This is a genomic window from Vibrio stylophorae (genome assembly GCF_921293875.1).
GTDB classification, from domain to species: Bacteria; Pseudomonadota; Gammaproteobacteria; order Enterobacterales; family Vibrionaceae; genus Vibrio_A; species Vibrio_A stylophorae.
In genome coordinates, this window is the sequence record NZ_CAKLDI010000001.1 from 1,059,161 (window position 1) to 1,083,617 (window position 24,457).

The following is a 24,457-nucleotide window of genomic DNA, read 5'->3' on the forward strand; positions in this document are numbered from 1 at the left end:
AGGTGCGTTTAGCGCTCAGCGCTAAATTGGCGAATCAAACGTTGCAGATCTTCAATACGGGCAACCAAGCCGCGTGTGCGCTCGATGGAGCTTTGTGAGGTCACCGCAGTTTCATCAGCAAAAAGCTTAATATTATTGATATTACGATTAATATCTTGCGTAACCGTTGCTTGCTGCTCAACCGCTGCTGCGATCTGCTGACTGCTATCGGTGACCTGATTCAGCTTATCTGTGATTTGTGTGAGTACCTGACCTGTCTCATCCGCTCGCATTTTGCACTGTTGTGAAAGTTCACCGCCTTGGCTCATCGCAACCACGGCTTGCTCGGCGGTTTTTTGTAATGAGGTGATCAGTGTTTGAATTTCATTGGCGCTTTCACCTGTTTTGGTCGCCAAATTACGCACTTCACCTGCAACGACGGCAAATCCACGACCAGCCTCGCCGGCGCGTGCAGCTTCAATAGCGGCATTGAGCGCCAGCAAATTGGTTTGCTCTGAAATGGTGGTGATCACATCCAAAATCAGTTCAATTTTCTGGCTGTCTTGGGAGAGCTGATGAATGATCTGCTGCGAATCGCTGAGTGATAGGGTGAGCTCATCTACAGCGGCCATGGTTGCTTCAATACAATCACGGCCTTGCTGCGATTCAAGGTGCGCATCTTGGGTCACCATGGAGGCTGCGGTCGCGCTGTTAGCCACTTCACCAATGGAGTGGGTGAGCTCTTCAACGGCGGCGGCAACTTGCTCTGTTTCATGGCATTGTTGATTGAGGCTTTGATCAATCTGTTGCAGGGTGGCGAACTCTTCTTCAGCGGATTGCAAAATTTGCCCAGAGGTATCACTGGTGCGCCCAGCAACGGCGCGAAGCTCGGCTTTTCGCATCAAGAGTGCTAACTCAATTTCAGAGTAGCTATCAAAAGCGCCAGTATAGGGATATTCCATTAAGGGGTTGCTGTAAGCGGCTTTCGCAAGGGTCCGAATGTTTTGAAAACGTCGCCATTGCAGCCATTGGCTGACAAGTGTTACGCCGCACAGTGCGCTTAGGCCCACGCCCCAAATGCCCAAATCTTGAGCGAAGGTCGCAATCAAAGCGGCCAAGGTACTGAGCGCTGAAAAACCAATACCAATTAAGTGAAAGGCGATACGCGGTGTTTGTTTGGCTTTGCCTTGATTGATTTTCTGGTAAAGCGATTGAGCGCGCTGTTTTTGCTCACGTGTGGGCTGTGAACGCACGGACTGGTACTCCAGCACTTTGCCATCGGGGCCCATAATTGGCGTTACAAAGGCGGAGACCCAGTAGTGCTGTTTGCCACTTTTACATTTGTTTTTGACCAAGCCCATCCAGCTTTTGCCGCCTTGAATATAGGACCAAAGCTGAGCAAAAGCTGCTTTGGGCATATCTGGGTGGCGCACGACATTATGTGGCTGTCCTTGCAGTTCTTCGGCTTGATATTCAGCAACATCACAAAAGACCTGATTGGCATAGGTGACGATACTTTTGGGATCTGTGGTTGAAATCAAATTGGCCGTATCAGCATACAGTTTTTCTTTTTGGTGTTGATCAGACGTGTTCGGCTTTTTTTGATTCATGCAGCTATTACCCCTAGTGAGATTGGCAATAACCATAACAAAGCTAGTGTTGATAATAAAATCAACAGCCATTTTTTTACGAAAAAATGCGCTTTTTATCAAATCCCTTTTGCAATATTGAAGTGGCCAGAAAAGGAAAACGATTGCGATGGGTTGGCTGGCATCCTAGGAAATATAAGGCTTAGCATGAAGGTGTTGATGGATTTATAAATTATTCAAAGTGTTATCACATAAAAAAGTGATATTTATGCTCATAAAATTCTGGCGTGTGACCCATAGCTATGTTAATTTTCGCGCCGTTGTGATTGCTGGATATTTGATCAATCACAGTCGTTGCCATTTCCGTGGAGAAATGCAACCCGTAGGTATTGATGACGGGCGTCATCAATAGAAGGGCATTAATAGTGCGCTCTGATATAGGAAACAGAGCCATATTGAGGGTACCCAACCATGACTCGATTTACATTACACCCCACTCATTCCCCTGTTGCACTGCTTTGGGCTTGCCTTTGCACGCGACTGCCAAAGTATACCATCATCACTGAGCCTTAAAACTCAGCGCCTTCATATTGCACTGTAAGCGCCATTGCGTTTGCAGGGGTTCGTTTACCTGATTTCCAGCAAGTGCCAATTTTGCGCACCTGTTGATAGTGCCTGCGGGCTTTATATGGATGTAGCCATGACCACTGTTTTTGAATTGGATGACATCAAGCATGCTCAGAACGTGCCTGTTGTTCACGAACTTTATGATTTAACCCCAGATGAATTGCTGCTTAGCCAAGAGCATTATGAGTCTGAAGTACGCTCTTATCCGCGTCGTTTGCCTTTGGCCATTGCCAAAGCGCATGGTGTGATTGTCGAAGATAGCAAGGGCCAACAATATATCGATTGTTTGGCTGGCGCTGGTACTTTGGCGCTGGGTTATAACCACCCTGAGATTAATCAAGCCATTGCTGATCATTTGGCCCAGGGCTTGCCGCTGCAAACCCTGGATCTCACCACCCCAGCTAAAGATCGCTTTATCAAAGCGGTGATGGCGTTTTTGCCTAGCGAATTTGCAAAGCGTGCACGTATTCAATTTTGCGGCCCATCAGGCGCCGATGCCGTCGAAGCAGCCATTAAGCTAGCCAAGCAAACCACGGGTCGCAACACCATGGCAGCGTTTCATGGCGCATACCATGGTATGACCAACGGCACCATGGCAATGATGGGTAATCTCAATACCAAAGCGCGCCGTCAAGGACTGATGGCTGATGTGCAATTTTTGCCTTTCCCATATTCATTGCGCTGCCCCTTTGGTTTGCATGGCGACGCGGGTGCGCGCCAAAGCATTCGTTACATTGAGCGCATGCTCAGCGATGATGAAAGCGGTGTCGCGAAACCTGCGGCGATCATTGTCGAGCCGATTCAAGGCGAGGGCGGGGTGATCCCAGCGCCAGCATTTTGGCTGCGCGAGCTTCGCCGCATTACCAAAGAACACGGTATTTTATTGATTTTCGATGAAATTCAATGTGGTATCGGCAAGAGTGGCCATCACTTTGCTTTTGAAGAGTCGGGTGTGACGCCAGATATTCTCTGTCTGTCAAAAGCAGTGGGTGGCGGTTTGCCGATGTCGATTTTGGTCTTTGATAAAGACATCGATACTTGGCGTCCGGGCGAGCACACAGGCACATTTCGTGGTAATCAGCTGGCCATGAGCACCGGTGCAAAAGCGCTTGAGATCATCACCCGTGACGGTTTGGCAGAACGTGCAAAAGTTGCGGGCGCATACCTGCGTGACGGATTAGAGCGCATTGCTGGCTATACCGATTGTATGGGTGAAGTGCGTGGCCGCGGTTTGATGCTAGGCGTGGAAATTGTTGACCCATCTGGCGCGCGTAACCAATTTGGTGAGCCAAAAGCAGCGCCAGAGCTGGCGATTGCGATTCAGCGCGCAGCACTTGAGCGTGGTTTGATTATCGAAAAGGGTGGCCGTCAAGGCTCGGTGCTTCGTTTCTTACCGCCACTGATTATCTCTGATGCACAGCTTGATTTTGTTATTGATGCCTTTAGCAAAGCGGTGATTGCCACCGCCGGTCCTGCAAAAACCCAAGAGCAGCCTGTGGCTAATGACAATTGGCAGCAGCATTTTATTGCGGTGGCACAAGGTGGCAGTGATAGCTATCAAGCGGCGATCACCCAAGCTACTGATGCCCTGCAGCAAGTGTTCGAAGATGCCGACGCACCTTATTCAGGTGTGGCGCCAGATCTTCTAAAAGCGCAGATTGATGCTGTCAACCTGACCAACAGCGCGTTGCCTCTGGGGCAAGTGATTGAGCAAACGCGCGATCTTATCGCGCGCAACTCTATTTTGGTGCAGCACCCGCATTGCATTGCGCATTTGCACACTCCACCTTTGGTGCCAGCTCTGGCCGCGGAATCTTTTATCAGTGCATTGAATCAGTCTATGGATTCTTGGGATCAAGCCAGCGCTGCAACTTTCGTTGAGCAAAAAGTCGTGGATTGGCTCTGTCAAACCTATCAGCTGGGCGCGCAAAGTGACGGTGTGTTTACCAGCGGTGGTACTCAGAGCAACTTGATGGGCTTGCTGCTTGCTCGCGATTGGGCGGCGGACACCTACACTGGCCACAATATTCAGCAGCAAGGCTTGCCTGATTACGCCAGTAAAATGCGCATTCTTTGTTCGCAAAAATCACACTTTACGGTGAAAACCTCCGCCTCTTTGATGGGGCTAGGCGAGCAAGCTGTGGTTGGCGTGCCATGTAATCCAGATGGCTCCATGCAACTGGCGGCTTTGGTGAGCACCATTGATGATCTCAAAGCGCAAGGTTTGCTGCCTTTTGCCATTGTTGGTACGGCAGGGACCACAGATCACGGCGCCATTGATGATATCAACGGCCTTGCTGATATCGCTGCGCAGCACAATTTGTGGCTGCATGTGGATGCAGCTTACGGCGGCGCATTGATTTTGAGTCGCCACGCTAGTCGATTGCATGGGGTCGAGCGCGCAGATTCATTGAGCGTTGATTTTCATAAGCTCTTTTTCCAACCAATCAGCTGCGGCGCTTTGCTGATTCAAGATAAAGCGCATTTTAACTATCTGCGCCATCACGCAGATTATCTCAACCGCGAAGATGATGTGCTGCCAAATCTTGTCGATAAATCATTGGCCACCACCAAGCGATTTGATGCACTGAAAGTCTGGATGACCATGCAATGCGTGGGCACGCGCACCTTGGGGGCGATGTATGACCATCTGTTGCAACAAACACAGCAAGTGGCGGACATGGTCAATCAATCAGCGGATTGGGAGCTTTTGTGTACGCCATCGCTGTCCACTGTGCTATTCCGTTATCACGGCAGCCCAATGGCAAATCTAGACGGCCTCAACAAGTCACTGCGTGAACGTGCGCTGGTGGATGGCGTGGCTGTGCTGGGTGAAACCATTGTGGATGGGCAAGTAGCGCTTAAGCTCACCTTGCTCAATCCATGCTTGGCTTTAAGTGATTTTACGGCCCTGTTTGACAACTTAACCGCTTTGGCACAGCGCATTGTGTCTGAGCACGCTTAATTTAGAGATCGCTCAGCCTTATCTTGCATATGCCTTAGATATGTTTTAGATAAGGCTGAGCCATGATGAAAAGGAACAATCATGGCAGTACTACAAATTGGCGCCGGTGGCGTGGGTTGGGTTGTGGCGCATAAGGCGGCACAAAATAATGATGTATTGGGCGATATCACCATTGCATCACGCACAATCGATAAATGCGAAGCGATTATTCGCTCCATTCATGGTCGCGATAATCTCAAAGATAAAAGCAAATTATTGCAAGCGCGCCAAGTGAACGCCGATGATATTGACGCCGTTGTGGCACTGATTGAAGAAGTGAAACCAGACTTGGTATTGAACGTGGGCTCGCCTTGGATCAATGTACCTTTGATGGAAGCCTGCTATCGCGCCAAAGTCTCTTACTTAGATACCTCTGTTGCTGTGGATTTGTGCTCAGAAGGTCAGCAAGTACCAGAAGCTTACGATCCGCAATGGGCGTTTCGTGAGAAATATGAGCAAGCAGGGATCACCGCTATTTTGGGTGCAGGCTTTGATCCGGGCGTGGTCAGCGTATTTGCCGCTTATGCGGTGAAACATCTTTTTGATGAGATTGATAGCATCGATGTGATGGACGTGAACGCGGGCGATCACGGTAAGAAATTTGCCACCAACTTTGATCCTGAAACCAACCTGCTTGAAATTCAGGGCGACTCTTTCTACTGGGAAAATGATGGCTGGCAACGCGTGCCTTGTCATAGTCGCATGATGGAGTTTGATTTTCCTGTGGTGGGTAATTTCAAAATTTACTCCATGGCGCATGATGAAATTCGCTCGCTACAAGAATTTATTCCCGCCAAACGCATTGAGTTTTGGATGGGCTTTGGCGATCGCTATCTCAATTACTTTAACTGCATGCGCGATATCGGCCTACTGAGCCCTGATCCACTTACCTTGGCCGACGGCACTGTGGTACAGCCGCTACAAGTGCTCAAAGCCATGCTGCCTGATCCAACTTCTTTGGCCCCAGGCTATACCGGCAAAACCTGTATCGGTACTTGGGTTCAGGGCAGCAAAGATGGCAAAGCGCGCAGCGTCTTTATCTATAACGATGCCGATCACCAAGAAGCCTATCGTGATGTAGAACATCAAGCCATTGCTTACACCACAGGTGTGCCGGCGATCACCGCAGCATTGATGTACTTCAAAGGCGCTTGGGCAGGAAAAGGGGTGTTTAATATCGAGCAGCTTGATCCTGATCCATTCCTTGAAACCATGCCTGCGCTTGGTTTGGGCTGGCAAGTTCAAGAATTAACGCCACAAGCGCCAGTGATCCACGATTTGCGCGCCAATGTGTCCGAGCCCAAAGTAGAAGCTGCGCTTGTTTAAGCCTTGAAATGCAATACAGCAGGCAATACAGCAAGTAAAAGCACCATCAACAGGCCGACAATATCGGCCTGTTTTCAATGAATGTCATGGAAAGAGAGCAATGGAACAGAGTCAATTAGCCACCCCCTATTTTATGATTGATGAAGGCAAGCTGCGGCGAAACCTTGAAATTTGTCAGCAGCTCAAAGCACGCTCTGGGGTGAAATTGGTACTTGCGCTGAAATGCTTTTCCACTTGGGGGGTGTTTGACATCATCAAAGACAGCCTTGATGGCACCACCAGTAGTGGCCCTTTTGAGGTGATGCTGGGCTATGAAACCTTTGGCGGCGAGACTCATGCCTATAGCGTCGGCTATAGCGAGGCAGATGTGCGTGCTGTGGTACCGATGTGCGACAAATTGATCTTTAATTCGCAAAGCCAGCTTCAAGCCTATCGCCATCTTGCGCAGGAAAAAACGCAGCTGGGTCTTCGTCTCAATCCTGGCGTCAGTTATGCCAGCCAAGATTTAGCTAATCCAGCGCGGGCTAATTCTCGCCTTGGGGTACATTTTGACCAGATTGATCCCAGTATTTTTGCAGGGCTTGACGGTGCTATGTTCCACATGAACTGTGAAAATAAGGATGCCAGCACATTTTCGGCATTACTTACGCAAATTAGTGAGCAATTTGGCGACTATTTGGACCAATTAAAGTGGATAAGTTTAGGTGGTGGTGTGTTTTTCACCTATCCCGAATATGACTTAGATACCCTAGTGGAAGCGCTGAAATCCTTTGCGGAGCGTCATCAAGTGCAAGTTTATTTAGAGCCGGGTGAAGCGGTGATCACCAATACCACCGACTTGGTGGTCACTGTGGTCGATATTGTCGAAAATGGCATGAAAACAGCGATTGTCGACTCCGCCACTGAGGCGCACCGTTTGGACACCCTGATCTATCATGAGCCAGCATCAGTCACAGAAGCAGATCAAAACGGCGATTATGAATATGTGATTGGTTCATGCTCTTGTCTCGCCGGTGATCAGTTCTGCGTTAGTCGCTTTGCTGAGCCTTTAGCCATTGGCCAGCGTTTGCATATTCAAGATAGCGGCGGCTATACCATGGTTAAACTCAACTGGTTTAATGGCCTAAAAATGCCTAGCATTTATTGCCAACGCCAAGATGGCCGCATTGAACTGCTCAATCAGTTCGACTATCAAGATTTCAAACGAACCTTATCTCAGTGGTCTATTTCCTAACCACGCATCGATATAACACCACGCGTAGAAACAACAGATGATACAAAGCGGGCCATGCCCGCTTTTTATTTGCTAGCAACTACCATACAAACGAAAGGTTTCGGCAATGGCTTGGCGGTTGTCATCGCGCATAAAAAAATCAATGCCACAGCGATAAGGTGAAACCGCATCATCCGTTTGAAAAACAAGCCAAACATGCCAAATCACCATCTCATTCACGGTATCGTATAGTGCGGGTTCATGGCCCAATTCAATGGTCACTGGTGTTGCATTTGGCGTTGCCACTTGCGCAATAATGGTTGAGAGATCTGAATTCACACTTGCCGATTGGAGCGCATGATGAATGATTTCCTGACGTGTGGGCTCTGTGGTCAAATGGTTGGCTTGCACTAGTTTTCCTGCCTCCCATTGCCAATAGTCATAATCAGTGGATGTGCCTGTGAAAGGCGTACATGCACTTAGTACCGCGATGGTGAATGTGGAAAATAGCGCTTTGTACATCACATAGCCTCATTGACCGCTATTGGCGAAAGCAAAGAATTTAACCTTAAGTTAATGATTTTTCAATGTTAATTTTGTTTCTGTCAATGGTGTTAATAGTGCCAATGCTGGCGTTGTGCTTTGCATAGCTCCTCTATGCTTCCATTACTTTTTTCAATGCTATTTTTTCGACAAAGCTTTTCCGTAGGTTTCTCCTCTTTGATATGCATAAAGTTCTCAGCAGCATGGCGATATCACTTCCATACTTAATCCGTCCATGGAACGTACTTGGTGATGGCTAAGTACTGAAAATTAAGAAGGAATCAATCATGAAAACGCGTGTTTATTTTATCGCATTGATGGTAGCAACATTGTTGGGTTGTCAAAGCACTTCAGGTAGCTCAAATGCTGACAGTGATAGTGGCTATGGCGCATTGGCGGGAACAGCGCTGACAACAGCGATGCAAGCTTGGGGCGCACAAGGTGCGAGTAATCCGCTGGCCGATACGATTCAGCAGGCCACAAATGTCAGTAATGAACAGGCGGTTGGTGGTCTCGGCTCGCTATTGGCACTGGCGCAAAATTCACTGGGTAGCGAACAAAACTCAGAGCTTAGTAGCTTAATTCCTGGCTATGGCGCGCTGGAGAGCACGGGATTGACCTCGCTGGTGACTAATAACAGCAGTTTGAATAGTGCCTTTTCAGCGCTGGGGCTCGATCCTTCCATGGTGAGTACCTTTGCACCGCTGATTATTAATGGTTTAAAAGCGCAAGGTGCGAGCTCATCACTGCTGAGCTCACTCACCAGTTTATGGCAGTAAATGTACTCAATTGAAATGGCAGATAGTCGTTCTGCGCACTTCGATAATAGATGTTTGAAAATAAAAGCGGGCTCAGCCCGCTTTTATATAATGAATTTATTTTCATGAATGGCATATTATGCTTGGCTGTTTATTTTTTTCTCTGCGGCAGTGAAGTGAAAATATAAATAAGCCAATCCAATTGGTGCAATTACAAATCCCATCATATAGCAAAAAAACATGGTGAAAGCTTTTACTGCTAGCATTAATGGAAGGTTCACGATGAGAATGTTATTGCCCATAATGTATTTTACTACGGATTCGTAAACAAATCGTGAGTATGGGTAAATAAACGAGAGGCTTGTGAAAACCAATAATTTGATAACGCTAATGCTTTCGCTTTTCAATTCTGTAAATAGGAGTAGTGCTAAAAATGGAATTGAAAAAATAAATTGGCGTATATAGTATTGCTTAGATAATCCACCAAAGGTTTTTCTTAGAATAGGGTTCATATATCCTCTATATATGTATGTTTTTGAGGTGTGGATTATACGCTTCGCTTCAGTGGGAAAAATATTAGGATGGTGATAATTCACTCGTTTTTATATGGAAATGACATAAAAATCATAGCATTGTGATGCATTACCTATTGCGTTAAATGTCAATTACATTTATTTCACATAAGAATGGAAAGCGGGCTTAGCTCGCTTTTTTTAATCTTGAAATTGTTTCCCTTATCGTTGCTCAAATTTGTGAATCATGACGTGAATCAATAGGTTAGGCTGAATTTTTTGTTTATGAAAGTAGGTGCATTGATGTTTGAGTGATATTTTATTTCTTTCAAATCAATGGATTGATGGCTGAGTGATGTGCTGGATACGTAAATTACTAAAATTTTTTGGTTATCTACTATTGTTGCTGCTGATTGCGCTAATTGGTTTAGCCATCTATGTCCATGGTGATGAGCCATTATCCAGAGAAGCGCAAGCGATTATTGAGCGTGTCGAACATTCGGCATCTCAAGATGATCAGGCGTTTTTCTATCAGCTTGGTATGCATGCACCAGCAGATAAAGACCCCATTGACTATGGCAAGGCGCTTTATGCCAAAGAGCTAGGTATTGATGTTGACGAGAGCACAATCGGGGATTTACAGGCGCACCGTGAGTCTTTTCGCTGGGAGCGGTTGCAATGCTTTTATAGCGAGCGGGCGAGTTGTTTCACTGAGGAATTACTGGCAGCCGCGAAAGAAAATGTCGCGCCGCATGCACAGTTTATGGCGCGTTTTTGGACGCTCATCGCCTTGCCTGATTTTATGCAAATGAATGGCCGTGATGGCATTCATTTATATGAGGCTAATTCTTTGAATGCGGGTACTCATTTAGTGCTGCAATCGATTTTAGTACAAGCGGAAAATGGTCAAGAAGTGCAGGCCTTTGCCAAACTGGAACGCTTGATTGCGCTGTTGCGTGATGGCTTGTCTCGTACCGATTATTTAATTTCACATGGTCATATACGTGTACTGCTTAATTTATGTTTGAATTTTCGTCATCAATTTATTTATTACTATGATGTACCAGCACCGCCACTTGTGCCCATGACGCTTGAGGAGCGAGATTATCAAAGAGTGATGGCATATGAACTCACTCTTTTTACTCGTGTTATTCAAGCGGATTTTTACGATAATTCATCAGAGATATTTTGGGGGATACCATTTCCAAGACCTGTGCTGAACTTACTCTATAAACACAACATGACGACGAATTATATTCAGTACTGTCATCAAGAAGGGATGAATGCTCGTTCGCAACAATCTTTAGAGGCGTATTTGGCACAACCAGATGAACAGTGGCCTGTTCGTGAGAAGCAAATGCCTGTGGTGAAAAATTTGTTTGGCTACATTTTCGGTGAAATGACCTGTAGCGAAAATGTGTGGTTTCCTTATATTCAGAAAACACGGGCAGTAGAGATAAAAATATTGATGAGTAATGCGATTCACACACAGCCAGTCTCACAATGGGTCGATGCAGTGAAACGCGTTTTTCCAGATCAGCAAGTGACCATGAATGACAAATATCTGTGTTTAATGTTGCCGAATATGCCGGAAGTGGAAAAGGTTTGTTTAATCCATCCAAATCAGCTCAAGCGAGAAGATGCGGCGCAGTAACTGTGCTCACTTCGTGCATCTACGATGCATTCAATAAAGCGGGCTAAGCCCGCTTTTTATGTTTTAGCTGTTAGTTGAGATATTTGGCCTCAAAGCGGCGCAAATCTTGTTCATGGCGAATCTGTAGGTACTGTTTGGTTGAGAGGCTGGCGCTAATTTTCGGTGGTTGGTTTTGTTCAACCCAAGGTTCAAAGGAGGCGAGAATATTGCCATCCGCATCATAAATCCCTTGGCCGCCGAGAAAGCTGTAGGCCAGCGCATTTTTCGCAATCATTTTGAGCTGGTTATAACTGAGCTGCTGCTCTTGTGCTGCGCGAATATATTCCATGGTGAGATTTGAGCGAGAAACACCCTCATCATCAGTTGCGAGCGTCACAGGGACGCCAGCATCAAGATAGAGGTGCAGCGGGTGATCTTTGCCTTTGATACCAAGGATACTGTGATTACTGGAAAGACAAATTTCAACGGCAATGCCGTGCTCGCGCATTTTGGCCATGGTTTTTGCTGGATTACTCTCCCACGCAATGGCAACGCCATGACCGATGCGTTCTGCATGACCTTTGATGATGGTTTGTGAAATGCGATCGCGCATGGGCTCAACGGGGGACTCACGTAGCACCAGCTCCCCTGCATGTAGGGCGATATTTGGCGCGCCATATTTCTGCCAAAAATAATCGATGATCGCCATTTGAGTCTCGAAATTGGCGAGTGCGGGTAGGCCTGATTCATTTTGCACGAGATTGGTCGCCACAATATTGGGATGTAAGGTCGATGCCTTCATATAGGCGGCAGCTTGCAAAAATGAATCATAGGGACCGTCAAGCCGCTTCATTTGTGAAATGTAGCGCACCACGATATCGGGCTGGGGACCAATGGTGGTCAGCCCTTGAGTGTTGAGCACCTGCTCTATGGTTGCTTCTCTTGTTGCCATAAATCGGTCAATGGCTTGCTTAAATTGCGCGCCTTCAAGGTAGGGCGCAATTTTTTGGTAATTGGCTTCAAAGTTGTTGGGGTCAAAGGCGGATTCAGGCAATTTTTCTTTGAGTGTCGCCATTACCTCTGGTGGGGTGGTACTGGCCATCAGTTCGACATAGCGAATATGCTGCTGGTGATTGCGTAGCAAAATGAGCGCGATGGATTGATCATCCCAATCGGGAATGGCGCTATGTGCAAAGGTATCAAAGAAATGATCTTGGCCATCGTCGGTATTTTCATGCCAACCACGCATGCTGACGATATCGAGATAGGCAAGAAGCTGTGGTTGATATTGGCTCTTATAAATCAGTGAATGAGCACGGATCACGCAATCATGATCTTTGATTTTCCCTTCACAGGGAACTTGCTTACTCGCTGAGTTGGGATGAAATTGCTCGTTCGAGGCAAAGATTTTCATCTGCTGAACATCAAAGTAGTCGCCTTGCTGCGCAGCAAAGAGCAGACCATGTTCAATGTAATTGGCGCCGCTGGCGTGATTATGCAGATCGCCGCCTTTGGGAAATTCGGTCATCCAAACCACCATTTGTGGCGTTTGATAACGAATTTTCGCGAGCGGATCATCACTGTCATAAAAGCTGGATGAACAGCCGCTCATGGAGATCAGCAAGATGATGAGAAACGCATGAACATAAGTATTGATATGGCGGGACATATGTCGCCAACGAACAGCACAAGGCGTTGACGAGGATAACAAACGAGTGGGTCGCATGGGGTGATCCTCGGTGGTGGAATGCCTAAGTATGGTTGGCAAAATCCAGCCAAGGTGTGATGGATCCCGAGAAATAAAAAACGATATCAGTGAGAGTGTAAGGCTTCGCTTAGGTAGCGCATGATGCTTAGCAAGCTAAGGTATGCGCTCAAAAAGCGAGAAAATTTCCATGGTCGCCTCTGACTCTCAATGAAAAGCCAGCAAAAATGCGTGTTGTCGACTAAGTTCAGCGAGTGGAACTCAAAGAGGAAAGTACGCGATGAACAAGTTACTCGCAGAAGGTTTTGGTACATTTTGGCTGGTGCTCGGCGGCTGTGGTAGTGCAGTGCTCGCTGCTGGGGTGCCAGATTTAGGCATCGGTTTTTTAGGCGTTGCGCTGGCTTTTGGTTTAACTGTGGTCACCATGGCCTATGCCATTGGCCATATTTCAGGTTGTCATTTAAATCCCGCGATTACCGTCGGTTTATGGCTTGGCGGCCGATTTGACGGCAAGGAAGTGCTGCCCTATATCTTGGCGCAGGTTGTGGGGGGGATTGTGGCTGGTGGCGTGCTTTATTTGATTGCCACAGGCCAAGCTGGGTTTGATTTGAAAGCGTCTGGCTTTGCCGCCAATGGGTATGGTGAGCATTCTCCGGGACAATATTCATTGCTTGCCGCTTTGGTTTGCGAAATCGTCATGACCGCGATGTTTTTAATTGTGATTATGGGCTCGACGGATTCACGTGCGCCGCAAGGATTTGCGCCCTTAGCCATTGGTTTGTGTTTAACCCTGATTCACCTGATCTCGATTCCTGTCACCAACACCTCTGTGAACCCTGCGCGTAGTACTGGGGTTGCAGTTTATATGGGCGATTGGGCTGTGAGTCAGCTTTGGCTCTTTTGGCTTGCGCCCATTGTCGGCGGCATCATCGGTGCGCTGATTTACAACTGCATGGCCGGTAAAGATCAAGCCAGCTGATACTTGTCTTGATTGAAGGGAAAACAAAAAGCGGGCTCAGCCCGCTTTTTGTTGGATGTAGATTGGCATGATTCGCTGTACTTGGAACATCAACAGTTATTAGGCTGGTGAAAATACGCGTCGAATCAGCAGGGCGCGTAGGTGGTCGTAAAGCAAATTAAAGACAAAGGCATAACAGGTGATAAAGATAGTCATGCTTAAATCCATCAAAAAAGCATGCAGCAATGATGTTTTAAGGGCATAGGCAAAGACTGGCACCGTAAAGCAGATTAAACCGGCTTCAAATAAAACAACGTGAAAGATGCGCAGCTTTAAAGGGCGCAGGGTTTTCTCACCTGGAAAAAAACGATCGAATACCAAATTAAAAAAGTAGTTCCAAATCATTGCGATGGTTGCGATGGTTATCATAGTTCCTGATAGCACAGCAACAGGTTGATCGGTGAAGAGGATCAGCGCAATGATGGAAAAAGTGATCGCTAAAATTTCAAATAGCACAGCATGAAATATTCGCTCAGCCACACTCATGAATGTTCTCCAGAAAGATTTTGATTGATTTGGGGCGCTGATTATACGGAGAATAACGAAAACACAATGTTAACAGCTATCACGAAAAGTGATGGGTGAGCGTCCATGTATACCCTAGAGCAATTAAAAATATTTGTGACTGTGTGCGAATGCGGCTCTTTTTCTGCAGCAGCGAGAAAACTGAAACGTGCACAATCTGGTGTTAGTCAGGCGGTGGCTAATTTAGAGATAGAGATTGATCAGCAGCTTTTTCATCGCGATAAGAACAAACCCGAGCTGACGGTGAGTGGCCGTGCGCTATTGCCTGTGGTGCGGGCGATTTTGCACCAGCAGCATTATTTTGAGCAAAAAATAGAATCCATCGCGAGCGATCATGAGCAAGAGCTGGTGATTGCCGTGGACGAAAGCTTGGTTGATGATAGCTTGATCGCTCTATTTGCTGATTTAGCAGCGCATTTCCCTAATACTGATTTTGATTTGGTCAGTGCATCAACCTTTGAAGTTGATGAGATGGTGCGTCAGGGGCGGGCGCAAATTGGCATTCACTATGTGGGTGGCGATCTAAAAGATGCGGTGGACTTCTTTTTATTGGGGCAAGCCAAATTCGTCAACATTAGTGCGCCGCAGCATCCTCTTGCTCAGTTTGCGCAGGTGACCGATAGCGATTTAAAACGCTATCGGCAATGTGTACATCGGGATGCTCAGCACCATGAATTATGGTTTACCTACGCCATTAGTAATGCCAAATGGTATGCCAACTCCCATGAAAATGTGGTTGCTTTGGTGGTGCAAAATGTGGGCTGGGCCAATGTGCCAGAGCGCCATGCGAAAAAGTTACTGAGTCAGAAAAAATTGGTGCGCTTACCTGTGGTACATGAAAGAGATGGCTGGTTGACCCATGTCGGCTGCTCGATTTCGCGTCGCTGCGTCAACGGACCAGTGCTCCGCCACCTGCTGGCACAGTTGCAACAATATCGTTTTGAACATGATCACTGGCAAAAGCAGAGTCATAAGAAATAATTGTTGTCCCTATGAAGCAAATAAAACGTTTTACCTATTTTGTTTTACTACACGATTTGTGGATTTTCGTGGGAGTAAATAGTTGGTTGAACGGTTGTATATTTAAGAGCAGGTTACGTTGATATTGCTGCAACACAGGATCAGTTAAATCAAAAAAATATGATGTTTCGTGGAAATGCGAAATTATGCATATGAATCATAACTCATTGAAATATTAGAATAGGCATTCTTTAGAACGGTTACCCTGTTCAATTTCATCATGAAGGGATTATCAATGAGAAAGGTGTTGTTTGTTGTAGGTGCTCTATTGCTGAGTGGGTGTATGTCGACTGGGTCACAGCAGGTGGCTAAAAATGATCCACGGCCTTGTGCTAAGAATCTAACGGTAGAAGGCAGCTTTATCACTGGACGCCAATTTAAAACGACCGGATTCGTTTCAGGAACATCGAAAAATAAAGCGTATCAAAAAGTGTATAAGCATTTAGCAATGGAAGGCTGGAACATTGTGAATGCAAATAAAGAGATGGGGATTATCAATGCGAGTCAAGCCGTCTCATTTGGTGAGGGCGAAACGGCACCACTGAATGTGATGGTTGAACCACAAAAAGGTGGTGTTGATGTATTTGTTTCTTTTGCGATTGGCGGCGGTGTATCAACGTCCAAAGACGCTGTCATTGACGCATTCTGTAAAATTGTTCTTTCTGCCAAATAATGAAATAAAAACAGGCCGTAAGGCCTGTTTTTTTGTTTCATTTAAAATAGTGAAGCCTCAGCTCGCTATTTTTTCGCAGTATTCCCCTTATCCGCGACCACCTTGGTGTAATCCGCTGGAACTTCTAAAAGCGCATCGGCTACTGGCATCATGCGAACATTGGTGACTTCATAGATATATTGAAATACGGGGGTTGTTTTCCAAGCGTTGGGATCGGTTTCATTCAAGCCCATGGCATCTTGTGCAAGCCCGCCGAGAAAATCGACAGCGACGCCTTCAATATCAGTTGGCGCACTTTGCTCGCTGTTATCGGTTGGTTGGTTTTGCTCAGGGCAGGTGGTTTGATTGACATACCAAGCCATATCGATTTGCAGTGGATAGCCCTTAATTTTACGCAGCTCTCGTGTATAGCGATTGTAGGTGTTGCTGTCGCGATGTTGGGTATCCCCTGAAAAAGCGCTGAGTGCGCGATAGCCATCTTCACCAATAATGCGTGATAAATCGTTATTATCGCCCGTCTTCGCAAGGTAATTATCGGTAAAGGCTTGATGTACTTTCCAGGCTTCATTCATCGTTTGAGTTGGCTGTGTCGTCCATACATGAATGCGCAAAATACTGGTGTCTTTATTGCCTGCGTTATCCTTAGATTCCGTATGCCACTCGACCAAATACCCATCGGTGCGCATGCCAGCAATCTCTTTTTGTTGGCCTGTTTTTTTCACCACATAATTTTCTTTGCTTAGGCGCACCGGACATTGCTCAACAGGCTCTTCTGGCATGGCGTTGTCGCCTTGCTCATCCTCTGGCTCAGGTGCCCAGTTAAATTGAAAATCATCACAACTATGGATGCCGCAGTTGCGATAGGTCTTGGCAATATCATCTGCAAGCTGAGCACGTCCACGCTTCATATCGATAAAGTCACTGGTTTGAGCATTCGCCCAGCGCAATAGCATGTTTTTAAAACGCATATCATCGCTAATACGACGTTGGTTATCTCGAGTGAGTACCAATTGGGTCCCTGTGAGGTTTGGCGCGCTGCTGCCTGTGACCGTGAGTTTGGCATTGAGCACAGCAGTCATCGCTTGTGGCTCACCGACGCTGAGTTGTGGCTCAAGGAACGCAATATAAGAGCTGGTGCTAGCGCCGCAAGCACTGAGCAGCACTGCGGTTGCAGCTGCAAGGGCTGCAGATGATAGTGTTGAACTGATGTTCATCGCGAACTTATCCGTGTTTGAGTGAAATTTTCGGTAACTTATCATTTTGTTTTCATTGGATTTGTTTAGTTTTATCAAAAGTGAGTTCAGCTCGAAAAAATCACTGTAATGACAGCGAAATATTTTCCAAATCAATTCGTTAAGAGAGAAAAGTTGAATAAAGCGAAGCTGTATCCGCTGGGGGAATATGAAGGTGTTTTTTCTGCGATGATATTTGAAATGGGGTTTGAGACACTTGTAGAAATGGGTCTTGAGGATAGATGTGAAGACTTTCCAGAGAAGAAAAAGAAAAATAAAGTGAGATAAAAGTAGGCACCTCACATGCTGCGCTAAGGTGCCTAATTTTAGTTAACCAGTATATGCGCCACTGCTGTAGTGCAACTCATAGCTGTGTGAATAGATCTCCAGAATGTTACCAAATGGGTCTTCCATATAGATCATGCGATAAGGTTTTTCGCCTGGATAGTAATAGCGCGGTGCTTTCATGCGTTTTTTACCGCCAGCCGCGACAATTTTTTCAGCCAAGCCTTCAACATCTGGATCTTGTACACAGAAGTGGAAGATGCCGGTTTTCCAGTATTCAAAGTTGTTTTCAGGGTTTTCTTGGTTATCAAACTCAAAGAGTTCAACGCCAATGCGATCGCCCGTGGAAAGGTGAGCAATACGAAAACGCGCCCAGCCAGCGCCAAAGACATCGGTACACATTTCGCCAATGGCTGAGTCATCTTCGATGATCTCTGTGGGTGGCATAATTAAATACCAGCCAAGCACTTCAGTATAAAATTTGACCGCCGCTTCTAGGTTCGGAACTGAAATACCGATATGAGAAAAGCTGCGTGGGTAGGTTGGGTTTGTCTGTGTCATCTTAAGCACCTCCAATCGAGAACAAGGCAAGTGTAGCCAAAGACAAAACCTATAAAAAATTATCATTTATTCTTAATTTGATAATTATTTGTAATAAATCTATCGCCTTGAATGTTCAAAGCTGCGGGTGTGGTTGGCGTTTATCTCTCAGAAAATAAGTAGGATATGGCACTTTCAGTGCCTAGCGGTTTAACCCCGTCGGTATTGAATCAGCAAAATAGAGAATGAAGATGAGTGAAGAATATAATGATGTGATCTCTCGCCACTACGCAGCATATCGCCCGCCACTGCATCAATTGATTTTGGCAAAAGCGCTCGCGTCCATGCCTGCGGTAACTTTGGGATTAGATATTGGTTGTGGCACTGGGGTCTCGAGCCGCGCCTTGCAGCCCTATTACCGCAAAATCATTGCGATTGACCCAAGTGAGGCGATGATTGCAAAGGCGCATGGCGATTCGAATATTGAATACCGAGTCGGTTGCGGTGAGCAGATTGATTTGCCAGAGCAAAGCGTGGATTTGGTCACCTTTGCAGGCTCTTTGTTTTATGCAAAATCACCCGCTTTGGTCACTGAGTTAGTGCGTGTTCTCAAGCCACAAGCTGTGGTGCTGGCCTACGATTTTGAGGTGAATCTTGACGTCTATTTGGCGCTCTTTGATATTGCGCTCAATCGCGTACAGATTGATTATGACCATGCGATTAATTTTGATGATTGCCCATCGTTTCAAGCGATAGACATCGCACAAAGCAAGGTTGCGTTACCGGTGAGCGCACAAGAAATTGCTCATGTATTGTTGTCATCGACTGCGCGTTATGAGGCGTTATCGGAGAAGTTTGGCCAAGAGGACCCCTTTGATGCCATGGTGGCCGTGCTCCATCAGCATGCAGCGACGCATCAAATTGAGGCCGAAATATATTATTCACGTTATCAGTATCAGCCGCTGCTCTAAGGCGTGCCCAAGAAGCGAGCCTAAGTAGGCTGAGTACCAAACTGTCGTTGAATGGGGGACGGGAGAAGCGATTTTGAATGTGAAGGATGGTGGCATGCAAATTGAGCGCGCGAGCCAGGCAGATGCCGCATCCATACAGATGCTCGTTGAACAGGTTTCCACGCAAAGCATTTTGCCCGATTTAACCTTGCAGGGTCGCAGCGCTTATCTGCGCTTTATGCAAGAGGAGATGGCATCGATCTTTGAGGATGCGCGATATCTCATTGTGAAAATGAGTCAGGGCCAGGATCTGATGGGTTTCGCAGCTTTGCGCGATGGACACTATCTGAGTCATCTCTTTGTGGCACTATCATGGCAAAGACGTGGTGTGGGGCGGCAGCTACTCAATGCATTGTGCGCGCATGCCCGATCGAATCAAATTTCACTTCGTTCATCAATCAATGCGCTTGGATTTTATCAATCCCTAGGCTTTCAAAAAACGGGGCCAGAAGCCACGTATCAAGGGATTCGCTATGTGCCTATGCGGCTGCAATTACGGCGATAACTAGCGCGCATGGGTTCGGTTGAACCGTGGATGGACGGTGAAGGAAACTGCCGTTTGTTATCAAAAGGAGTATGCGGCCATGAAAAAATTACACCTTGCTCTGGGAAGCCATGATATCGAAGCCAGCGTCGATGATTACAACCAGCGTTTGGGTCAATCGCCTGAGCTATATATTGAAGGTGAATATGCATTGTGGCGTACTGAGAGCCTGAATTTGTCGGTGCGACGTGTGGCAGAAAGCGAGTCAGGACAGCTGCGCCATTTGGGCTGGGAAGATGCCAATGCCACGGAATTTCGCCAAGAATCTGATGTGAATGGCATTGTATGGGAGCATTTTCATGCGGAACATCAAGTGCAGGAAATTTTAGAGGCATGGCCTGCGATATTGGCCAGTTGGCCCCTTGAACCCAGTGCTCAGTGCGAAAAAGCAGTGTCCACAACGTCTGCGGACTAAATGATTAGCGGCGCTGGCAAGTGGTGCAGCCACGGCAAGCTGAGCGTGTGTGTTTATCCAGCAGACTGCGCTGAATTTTACAATAGGCGTTTTTTAGTGCGCGCCTAGCCTCAAACCAATCTTGCGGCGGTTTTAAAATCAAATTGCCGCGAAAGCGCTTGGCCAGCGCCTCACCATGTTCTTCAATAAAGCGGCGATCATAGCCAATCTCAAAATAATCCATGGCTTGCTCAATTTGTGTAAAACGGGCAATGATTTGCTCAATCTCATTTTGGCTCATTGACGGGCTCACTTTGCCATAGGATTTGATGACGCGCATTGTGCACTGTACTGCCAATGATTTGGGTTGATGGCGCTTCATTGTAAAGTGGCCATTGTATTTGCATCACTTGCCGTTGCCAGACTTGCTCCGGAACTGCGTAGATTCTTGTTTGATTTTGCTGCGCGATTTGATGAAGCGGCAATTGAAATAGCATTAAGGTTGTCGCGCGTTTGGCTTGCTGCGCCATCTGATATAAATGCTGGCGATGGGCGATACGCAAATTGGTGGCATCCCAAATTACGATGTCATCATTTAACAGTGCCTGCTGAAGGCGTGTCTGAGCCAGCGCAAATACACGCTCAAATTCGCCTTGTTGGCGTCTGTCGCCATGAATCTCCTCTCGAATCAAATCTAAGCTAATCCGTGTTGCTTGGGGATACTGATTTTCAATCCATGTCGATTTCCCGCTGCCACTGATGCCGCAGCTGATATAAAAACCATCGCGAAGCTGAGATGCTGTTTTTGTGGCGGTGTCTTTTGCGGATGTGTCTTTTACGGATATGTCTGTCATTGATTGAGCGTGCTTAGGGCGCAGCGAAAGCGGTTTGGCATTGTCAAAAGCACTGAGCGGGGCCAGCCAATGAAGCGGCACTTCGATTTGCGCCGCTTGCACAATTTGCCGCTGGTGGCGCTGCCAAGCGTGGCGGCCTAGGTGGACAAAGCTGATGAGCCCGAGCAGTTGTTGTTGCTGCAACAATGGCAGTCCAAGCATAGGTAAACGCAAGGCGTAGTAATTGCGCGCTGCAAAATCGACCCCTCGGCAAAGTGAAAAGGGCAGACGTAAGAGTAGCGCGAGGCGAATCAGCCCGCAGTCATCAGTGCTATCACATTGTGTGAGCAGCATTTGCTCACAGGCTTGCCAGCGCGCAATGTGAAGCGATGTTGGCTCTGGCGTGCCGGTAAAAGTTGGATGTAGCTGCGCGAGCCACGGCTGCATCTTTGCCCATAACACATTCAGTGGCAAAGGATCGGCGCGGCGTAAAATGGGCAGGATTTGCTGGCATTGTTGAGGTAGATTCATGGCATTATTTTACAGCAAACTTTGGTGATCGCCTGTGTTACTTTTTGTTACGTAACGGCGGGCCATGTTATCTGAAAATGGATTGCATGTAACAGGGAAATCCATACAATGCGCGGCTGTAAATTTTGTGCAACAAAGTGCATTGCGCCCTGCGGACAATGCGGAGATAACAATGAAATTAAAACCTTGGATGCTGCTGATTTTAGTTTGCGTCAGTACGGCAGTGATCAGCACTTGGGTTTTGCGTACTTGGTTTTCGCCAAGTGCTGAATTTACCCACCAAAGCGCGCCACTTCGTCCTGTTCCCAGTGAATTGGTGTGTATGGTGAATGATACCTATTTTGGTCAGCCGCAGATCCCTGTGATGGGTGACAATAAAACCTATTATGGCTGCTGCGACATGTGTGAAGAGCTACTGACGAAAGACGATCAATACCATTTTGCGCGCGATCCCATGACGGGCGAAATGGTGGATAAAGCCACGGCTTATATCGCAGCTGATAGTAATAATAAGGCTTACTATTTTGTCTCAAAGACCAGTTACGATGTGTTTGTTGAAGCGTTGAAACGCGGTATACCGCCAGTCGAATAGACAGAGTGATTGCTGAGCTTAAAAGAGGTGCCAAATGGCGCCTTTTTTTGTTTTTTGTTTGCGGCGCGAGGATATATTGAGGGCTTATTTATATAACTATTTTGTTATGTAAATGTAGCAATATTTGTTTTTTTACCGAGGGTGGTTTATTTGAATTATTCATCTATGGGTGGTCATTCATTTTGGGCTGTTTGCTAGTGATATTGACTGCCGCGTGAGCAAGTGGTGGTTATATGTTGTGCGTTTTTGGTTTATGTCAATACAAACAAATATGTCTGTATGGATTTCTGTTCATAATAAATGTAACATTGTGAAAAATATTAAATCGACAGAAAAATGCGACACTTTATAAAATTGGTTTTTATATCTGTTTTATCGATTTCGTTAACTGCTTGCTCAATTCTTAATTCCACAGATGAACTCTCACAATACAATGAATATATAGCCACTGGTGAATTAAATAATGCTGCAAAATATGCGACGCAATTAGCCGATTTTCACCCATCGCAATCAGGCTCAGCGGCTCAAGTCTCAGATTTATTGTGGGGCTTACAAGCGGGGGCGACGCTACAAAAGGTTGGTCAGTATCGTGATTCAACGGCGGTGCTCGATGCCTCTGAACGTTTAATGCGCCAGCTCGACACTGAAAGTTGGCTCAGTGAAGGAACGAATACCGCTGCAGCAATAGCCGTCAATGATTCTGTGCTGCCTTATCACCATGCCCATTATGAAGGGGTTTTGGTGAATACCATGAAAGCATGGAATTACTTAGCCCTTGGCGACAAAGCGAAAGCGCGAATCGAATTGAATCGTGCGTACACTCGCGAGAGTCGCGCCGTACACTATTTTCAAGAGCAAATTGCCAAACAAAAAGCTGAGCTTAAAGAGAGCGGCTTTGGCAGCAGCGTTGAGCAAACTGTAACGTCAGAGAATATGCAATATGCATTGAAAGATGCGGGCATGATGACGAAACGCTGGCAACCCTATCAGGGCTATACCAATCCCTTTGTGAGTTACTCACAGGCATTATTTTATCTTCTTTATGGCCAAGACCGCTCTGATTTTAAACGTGCTGTAAAAGCACTTGAGCGTGTTTATGGCATGACTGGATCTTCGGCAGTCGCAGCGGATCTCGCGCTTGCCAAACAGATGCAAAAGCATCCACAGCAGGCCGTGAAAAATAAAATTTGGGTGATCTTTGAAAATGGTCAATCGCTTGTGAAAGAGGAAAAGCGCGTTGACTTGCCTTTGTTTTTACTGGGTGGCGACATTTCCTATGCAGGCGCTGCGCTGCCGCGTCTGCATTCACGCGGAATCGCCTATCCATACTTAGAAGTTGAAGGGCAAAAAACCGACATACTCAGCGATATGGATAGAATTATTGCGGCTGAGTACGATCAATCATTTCCTTTGATTTTAACCCGTGAAGTGGTGCGCTTAATCGCTAAAACGGCTGGGCAAACATTACTCGCGCAAAAAAATGAGTGGTTTGAAGGTGCTGGCGCAATTTATAGCGCGGCAACGACCGGTGCAGATACACGCTCATTTACGGCATTACCCAGTCAGTTTCAAGTCACTCGAATCGATAAAACGAACGATCAAATCACCCTGAATATTGGTGATTACCACCTACCTATCTCACTCGATCCGCAATATAACCGACATATTATTTGGGTTTCAGCTGCCACGAAAAAAGTGAAACCGCATGTCTCAGTGATCAATCTCTAATCCATTTTTGAAGGATAAATGAATGAAAAAAACAGCCTTGGCTGCACTGTTTGCCAGTGCACTCCTGAGTGGTTGTCAATCGATGATGTCTCCCTCAACGGCTTATATCGATGCAAGTGACACACAACAGCATGTCGCTGCATCTTTGTCATATGCTGACTTTCATAAAGCAGCAACGGAAATGGCAGATGAACTCATTGCAACACCAGGCCTTGCGAAAGCCAATGGCGCCCGTGCAATTGTTTATGTGGGGGATGTGACTAACGACACGATGCAGCAATTTGATACTGATCAGCTCACCAAAACATTGCGTGTGAAAATGCTGCAATCAGGCAAGTTCGCGATGACGACAGCCTATGGCGAAGATGGCGCGACGCGTGATTTTCGCACTTTGGATAAATCACCAACGACCAATAAACGCACCCGTTTGAAAAAAGATGGTGTGGTGATTCCAGATTACAGCCTAATCGGCAAAATCATTCAGCGCGATACGATGTTAGATAATGGCCAAACCCGCATTGAATATTATTTTCAGTTGACCTTAACCAACTTGGAGTATGGGGTCGCATTTTGGGAAGGTGAGCGGGTCATCGGTAAAGTCACTTCAGGTGAAACGGTTAGCTGGTAATCCATAAAAATAATA

Annotated in this window: 24 protein-coding genes; 15 read left to right on the forward strand and 9 right to left on the reverse strand. The window is 46.5% G+C overall.

Features of this window, described 5'->3' with window-relative positions; translation table 11 throughout:
* Positions 1-8: 8 nt before the first annotated feature.
* The gene (locus L9P36_RS04865; protein ID WP_237465388.1) at positions 9-1,589 is read right to left on the reverse strand and encodes a methyl-accepting chemotaxis protein; all 1,581 of its coding nucleotides are present in this window, start codon (positions 1,587-1,589) and stop codon (positions 9-11) included.
* A 679-nt stretch (positions 1,590-2,268) separates the two neighbouring features.
* Between L9P36_RS04865 and L9P36_RS04870 the strand changes: the two genes are divergently transcribed.
* The 3 genes from L9P36_RS04870 (at position 2,269) to nspC (ending at position 7,759) form a co-directional block, all read left to right on the forward strand.
* A complete protein-coding gene (locus tag L9P36_RS04870) occupies positions 2,269-5,160 on the forward strand; it encodes a pyridoxal phosphate-dependent class III aminotransferase (RefSeq protein ID WP_237465389.1) in 2,892 nt (963 codons plus the stop codon).
* Positions 5,161-5,241: 81 nt separating this feature from the next.
* The gene (locus L9P36_RS04875) at positions 5,242-6,525 is read left to right on the forward strand and encodes a carboxynorspermidine synthase (protein ID WP_237465390.1); all 1,284 of its coding nucleotides are present in this window, start codon (positions 5,242-5,244) and stop codon (positions 6,523-6,525) included.
* Positions 6,526-6,625: 100 nt separating this feature from the next.
* Positions 6,626-7,759 carry a carboxynorspermidine decarboxylase gene (nspC, locus tag L9P36_RS04880; RefSeq protein ID WP_237465391.1) on the forward strand — a complete coding sequence of 378 codons (1,134 nt, stop codon included), beginning with the start codon at positions 6,626-6,628 and terminating at the stop codon, positions 7,757-7,759.
* 72 nt (positions 7,760-7,831) lie between these two features.
* On the opposite strand, the gene L9P36_RS04885 is transcribed toward nspC, so the two are convergent.
* Positions 7,832-8,260 (reverse strand): hypothetical protein, encoded by a 429-nt coding sequence (locus tag L9P36_RS04885; RefSeq protein ID WP_237465392.1) that lies wholly within the window; start codon positions 8,258-8,260, stop codon positions 7,832-7,834.
* 308 nt (positions 8,261-8,568) lie between these two features.
* On the opposite strand from L9P36_RS04885, the gene L9P36_RS04890 reads away from it, so the two are divergent.
* Complete coding sequence (locus L9P36_RS04890; RefSeq protein ID WP_237465393.1) at positions 8,569-9,060, forward strand: DUF2780 domain-containing protein; 492 nt, start codon at positions 8,569-8,571, stop codon at positions 9,058-9,060.
* A gap of 116 nt (positions 9,061-9,176) precedes the next feature.
* On the opposite strand, the gene L9P36_RS04895 is transcribed toward L9P36_RS04890, so the two are convergent.
* Positions 9,177-9,551 (reverse strand): hypothetical protein, encoded by a 375-nt coding sequence (locus tag L9P36_RS04895; protein ID WP_237465395.1) that lies wholly within the window; start codon positions 9,549-9,551, stop codon positions 9,177-9,179.
* Between the two features lie 355 nt (positions 9,552-9,906).
* Here L9P36_RS04895 and L9P36_RS04900 point away from each other — a divergent pair, with 355 nt between their 5' ends.
* On the forward strand, positions 9,907-11,205 hold the full coding sequence (locus L9P36_RS04900; protein ID WP_237465397.1) for a hypothetical protein: 1,299 nt from the start codon (positions 9,907-9,909) through the stop codon (positions 11,203-11,205).
* Positions 11,206-11,275: 70 nt separating this feature from the next.
* Here L9P36_RS04900 and L9P36_RS04905 read toward each other — a convergent pair whose 3' ends face one another.
* The gene (locus L9P36_RS04905) at positions 11,276-12,910 is read right to left on the reverse strand and encodes an amidohydrolase family protein (protein WP_237465398.1); all 1,635 of its coding nucleotides are present in this window, start codon (positions 12,908-12,910) and stop codon (positions 11,276-11,278) included.
* A 259-nt stretch (positions 12,911-13,169) separates the two neighbouring features.
* On the opposite strand from L9P36_RS04905, the gene aqpZ reads away from it, so the two are divergent.
* Positions 13,170-13,868: an aquaporin Z gene (aqpZ, locus tag L9P36_RS04910; protein WP_237465400.1), complete on the forward strand. Its 699-nt coding sequence runs from the start codon at positions 13,170-13,172 to the stop codon at positions 13,866-13,868.
* A gap of 99 nt (positions 13,869-13,967) precedes the next feature.
* Here the strand turns inward: aqpZ and L9P36_RS04915 are convergent, their stop codons facing one another.
* Entirely contained in the window at positions 13,968-14,393 is a 426-nt protein-coding gene (locus tag L9P36_RS04915) for a PACE efflux transporter (protein WP_237465402.1), read from the reverse strand.
* 105 nt (positions 14,394-14,498) lie between these two features.
* Here L9P36_RS04915 and L9P36_RS04920 point away from each other — a divergent pair, with 105 nt between their 5' ends.
* Both L9P36_RS04920 and L9P36_RS04925 read left to right on the forward strand, forming a co-directional pair.
* Entirely contained in the window at positions 14,499-15,413 is a 915-nt protein-coding gene (locus tag L9P36_RS04920; RefSeq protein WP_237465404.1) for a LysR family transcriptional regulator, read from the forward strand.
* 274 nt (positions 15,414-15,687) lie between these two features.
* Entirely contained in the window at positions 15,688-16,125 is a 438-nt protein-coding gene (locus L9P36_RS04925; protein ID WP_237465406.1) for a hypothetical protein, read from the forward strand.
* Between the two features lie 65 nt (positions 16,126-16,190).
* Here the strand turns inward: L9P36_RS04925 and L9P36_RS04930 are convergent, their stop codons facing one another.
* Positions 16,191-17,339, reverse strand: a complete 1,149-nt coding sequence (locus L9P36_RS04930; RefSeq protein WP_237465408.1) for a hypothetical protein — start codon at positions 17,337-17,339, stop codon at positions 16,191-16,193.
* A 108-nt stretch (positions 17,340-17,447) separates the two neighbouring features.
* Here L9P36_RS04930 and L9P36_RS04935 point away from each other — a divergent pair, with 108 nt between their 5' ends.
* Complete coding sequence (locus L9P36_RS04935) at positions 17,448-17,645, forward strand: hypothetical protein (RefSeq protein WP_237465410.1); 198 nt, start codon at positions 17,448-17,450, stop codon at positions 17,643-17,645.
* A 42-nt stretch (positions 17,646-17,687) separates the two neighbouring features.
* Here the strand turns inward: L9P36_RS04935 and L9P36_RS04940 are convergent, their stop codons facing one another.
* Positions 17,688-18,203, reverse strand: a complete 516-nt coding sequence (locus tag L9P36_RS04940; RefSeq protein ID WP_237465411.1) for a lactoylglutathione lyase family protein — start codon at positions 18,201-18,203, stop codon at positions 17,688-17,690.
* Between the two features lie 230 nt (positions 18,204-18,433).
* On the opposite strand from L9P36_RS04940, the gene L9P36_RS04945 reads away from it, so the two are divergent.
* From L9P36_RS04945 to L9P36_RS04955, 3 genes are all read left to right on the forward strand, one after another.
* On the forward strand, positions 18,434-19,153 hold the full coding sequence (locus L9P36_RS04945; protein WP_237465413.1) for a class I SAM-dependent methyltransferase: 720 nt from the start codon (positions 18,434-18,436) through the stop codon (positions 19,151-19,153).
* A 94-nt stretch (positions 19,154-19,247) separates the two neighbouring features.
* Positions 19,248-19,697, forward strand: coding sequence for a GNAT family N-acetyltransferase (locus L9P36_RS04950; RefSeq protein WP_237465415.1), 450 nt, complete (start codon positions 19,248-19,250; stop codon positions 19,695-19,697).
* A gap of 79 nt (positions 19,698-19,776) precedes the next feature.
* Complete coding sequence (locus L9P36_RS04955; protein WP_237465416.1) at positions 19,777-20,151, forward strand: VOC family protein; 375 nt, start codon at positions 19,777-19,779, stop codon at positions 20,149-20,151.
* Between the two features lie 4 nt (positions 20,152-20,155).
* Here the strand turns inward: L9P36_RS04955 and L9P36_RS04960 are convergent, their stop codons facing one another.
* Positions 20,156-20,431: a nitrogen fixation protein NifW gene (locus L9P36_RS04960; RefSeq protein ID WP_237465417.1), complete on the reverse strand. Its 276-nt coding sequence runs from the start codon at positions 20,429-20,431 to the stop codon at positions 20,156-20,158.
* Positions 20,418-21,494 carry an AAA family ATPase gene (locus tag L9P36_RS04965; RefSeq protein WP_237465418.1) on the reverse strand — a complete coding sequence of 359 codons (1,077 nt, stop codon included), beginning with the start codon at positions 21,492-21,494 and terminating at the stop codon, positions 20,418-20,420. The genes L9P36_RS04960 and L9P36_RS04965 overlap by 14 nt, the downstream gene beginning before the upstream one ends.
* A 172-nt stretch (positions 21,495-21,666) precedes the next feature.
* Here L9P36_RS04965 and L9P36_RS04970 point away from each other — a divergent pair, with 172 nt between their 5' ends.
* The 3 genes from L9P36_RS04970 (at position 21,667) to lpoB (ending at position 24,442) form a co-directional block, all read left to right on the forward strand.
* Positions 21,667-22,086: a hypothetical protein gene (locus L9P36_RS04970; protein ID WP_237465419.1), complete on the forward strand. Its 420-nt coding sequence runs from the start codon at positions 21,667-21,669 to the stop codon at positions 22,084-22,086.
* Positions 22,087-22,422: 336 nt separating this feature from the next.
* Positions 22,423-23,814: a COG3014 family protein gene (locus L9P36_RS04975; protein WP_237465420.1), complete on the forward strand. Its 1,392-nt coding sequence runs from the start codon at positions 22,423-22,425 to the stop codon at positions 23,812-23,814.
* Positions 23,815-23,836: 22 nt separating this feature from the next.
* Positions 23,837-24,442, forward strand: coding sequence for a penicillin-binding protein activator LpoB (gene lpoB, locus L9P36_RS04980; protein ID WP_237465421.1), 606 nt, complete (start codon positions 23,837-23,839; stop codon positions 24,440-24,442).
* The last annotated feature ends 15 nt before the right edge of the window (positions 24,443-24,457 follow it).

Bases quoted from the DNA above. Each gene is read 5' to 3' on its own strand.
- L9P36_RS04875 (WP_237465390.1), top strand. From the start codon at position 5,242: ATGGCAGTACTACAAATTGGCGCCGGTGGCGTGGGTTGGGTTGTGGCG.
- L9P36_RS04930 (WP_237465408.1), bottom strand. From the start codon at position 17,339: ATGAACATCAGTTCAACACTATCATCTGCAGCCCTTGCAGCTGCAACC.
- L9P36_RS04900 (WP_237465397.1), top strand. From the start codon at position 9,907: ATGTGCTGGATACGTAAATTACTAAAATTTTTTGGTTATCTACTATTG.
- L9P36_RS04885 (WP_237465392.1), bottom strand. From the start codon at position 8,260: ATGTACAAAGCGCTATTTTCCACATTCACCATCGCGGTACTAAGTGCA.
- L9P36_RS04950 (WP_237465415.1), top strand. From the start codon at position 19,248: ATGCAAATTGAGCGCGCGAGCCAGGCAGATGCCGCATCCATACAGATG.
- nspC (WP_237465391.1), top strand. From the start codon at position 6,626: ATGGAACAGAGTCAATTAGCCACCCCCTATTTTATGATTGATGAAGGC.
- lpoB (WP_237465421.1), top strand. From the start codon at position 23,837: ATGAAAAAAACAGCCTTGGCTGCACTGTTTGCCAGTGCACTCCTGAGT.
- L9P36_RS04975 (WP_237465420.1), top strand. From the start codon at position 22,423: ATGCGACACTTTATAAAATTGGTTTTTATATCTGTTTTATCGATTTCG.
- L9P36_RS04925 (WP_237465406.1), top strand. From the start codon at position 15,688: ATGAGAAAGGTGTTGTTTGTTGTAGGTGCTCTATTGCTGAGTGGGTGT.
- L9P36_RS04890 (WP_237465393.1), top strand. From the start codon at position 8,569: ATGAAAACGCGTGTTTATTTTATCGCATTGATGGTAGCAACATTGTTG.
- L9P36_RS04960 (WP_237465417.1), bottom strand. From the start codon at position 20,431: ATGAGCCAAAATGAGATTGAGCAAATCATTGCCCGTTTTACACAAATT.
- L9P36_RS04970 (WP_237465419.1), top strand. From the start codon at position 21,667: ATGAAATTAAAACCTTGGATGCTGCTGATTTTAGTTTGCGTCAGTACG.
- L9P36_RS04940 (WP_237465411.1), bottom strand. From the start codon at position 18,203: ATGACACAGACAAACCCAACCTACCCACGCAGCTTTTCTCATATCGGT.
- L9P36_RS04955 (WP_237465416.1), top strand. From the start codon at position 19,777: ATGAAAAAATTACACCTTGCTCTGGGAAGCCATGATATCGAAGCCAGC.
- L9P36_RS04870 (WP_237465389.1), top strand. From the start codon at position 2,269: ATGACCACTGTTTTTGAATTGGATGACATCAAGCATGCTCAGAACGTG.
- L9P36_RS04905 (WP_237465398.1), bottom strand. From the start codon at position 12,910: ATGCGACCCACTCGTTTGTTATCCTCGTCAACGCCTTGTGCTGTTCGT.
- L9P36_RS04945 (WP_237465413.1), top strand. From the start codon at position 18,434: ATGAGTGAAGAATATAATGATGTGATCTCTCGCCACTACGCAGCATAT.
- L9P36_RS04865 (WP_237465388.1), bottom strand. From the start codon at position 1,589: ATGAATCAAAAAAAGCCGAACACGTCTGATCAACACCAAAAAGAAAAA.
- L9P36_RS04915 (WP_237465402.1), bottom strand. From the start codon at position 14,393: ATGAGTGTGGCTGAGCGAATATTTCATGCTGTGCTATTTGAAATTTTA.
- L9P36_RS04965 (WP_237465418.1), bottom strand. From the start codon at position 21,494: ATGAATCTACCTCAACAATGCCAGCAAATCCTGCCCATTTTACGCCGC.
- L9P36_RS04920 (WP_237465404.1), top strand. From the start codon at position 14,499: ATGTATACCCTAGAGCAATTAAAAATATTTGTGACTGTGTGCGAATGC.
- aqpZ (WP_237465400.1), top strand. From the start codon at position 13,170: ATGAACAAGTTACTCGCAGAAGGTTTTGGTACATTTTGGCTGGTGCTC.
- L9P36_RS04895 (WP_237465395.1), bottom strand. From the start codon at position 9,551: ATGAACCCTATTCTAAGAAAAACCTTTGGTGGATTATCTAAGCAATAC.
- L9P36_RS04935 (WP_237465410.1), top strand. From the start codon at position 17,448: ATGACAGCGAAATATTTTCCAAATCAATTCGTTAAGAGAGAAAAGTTG.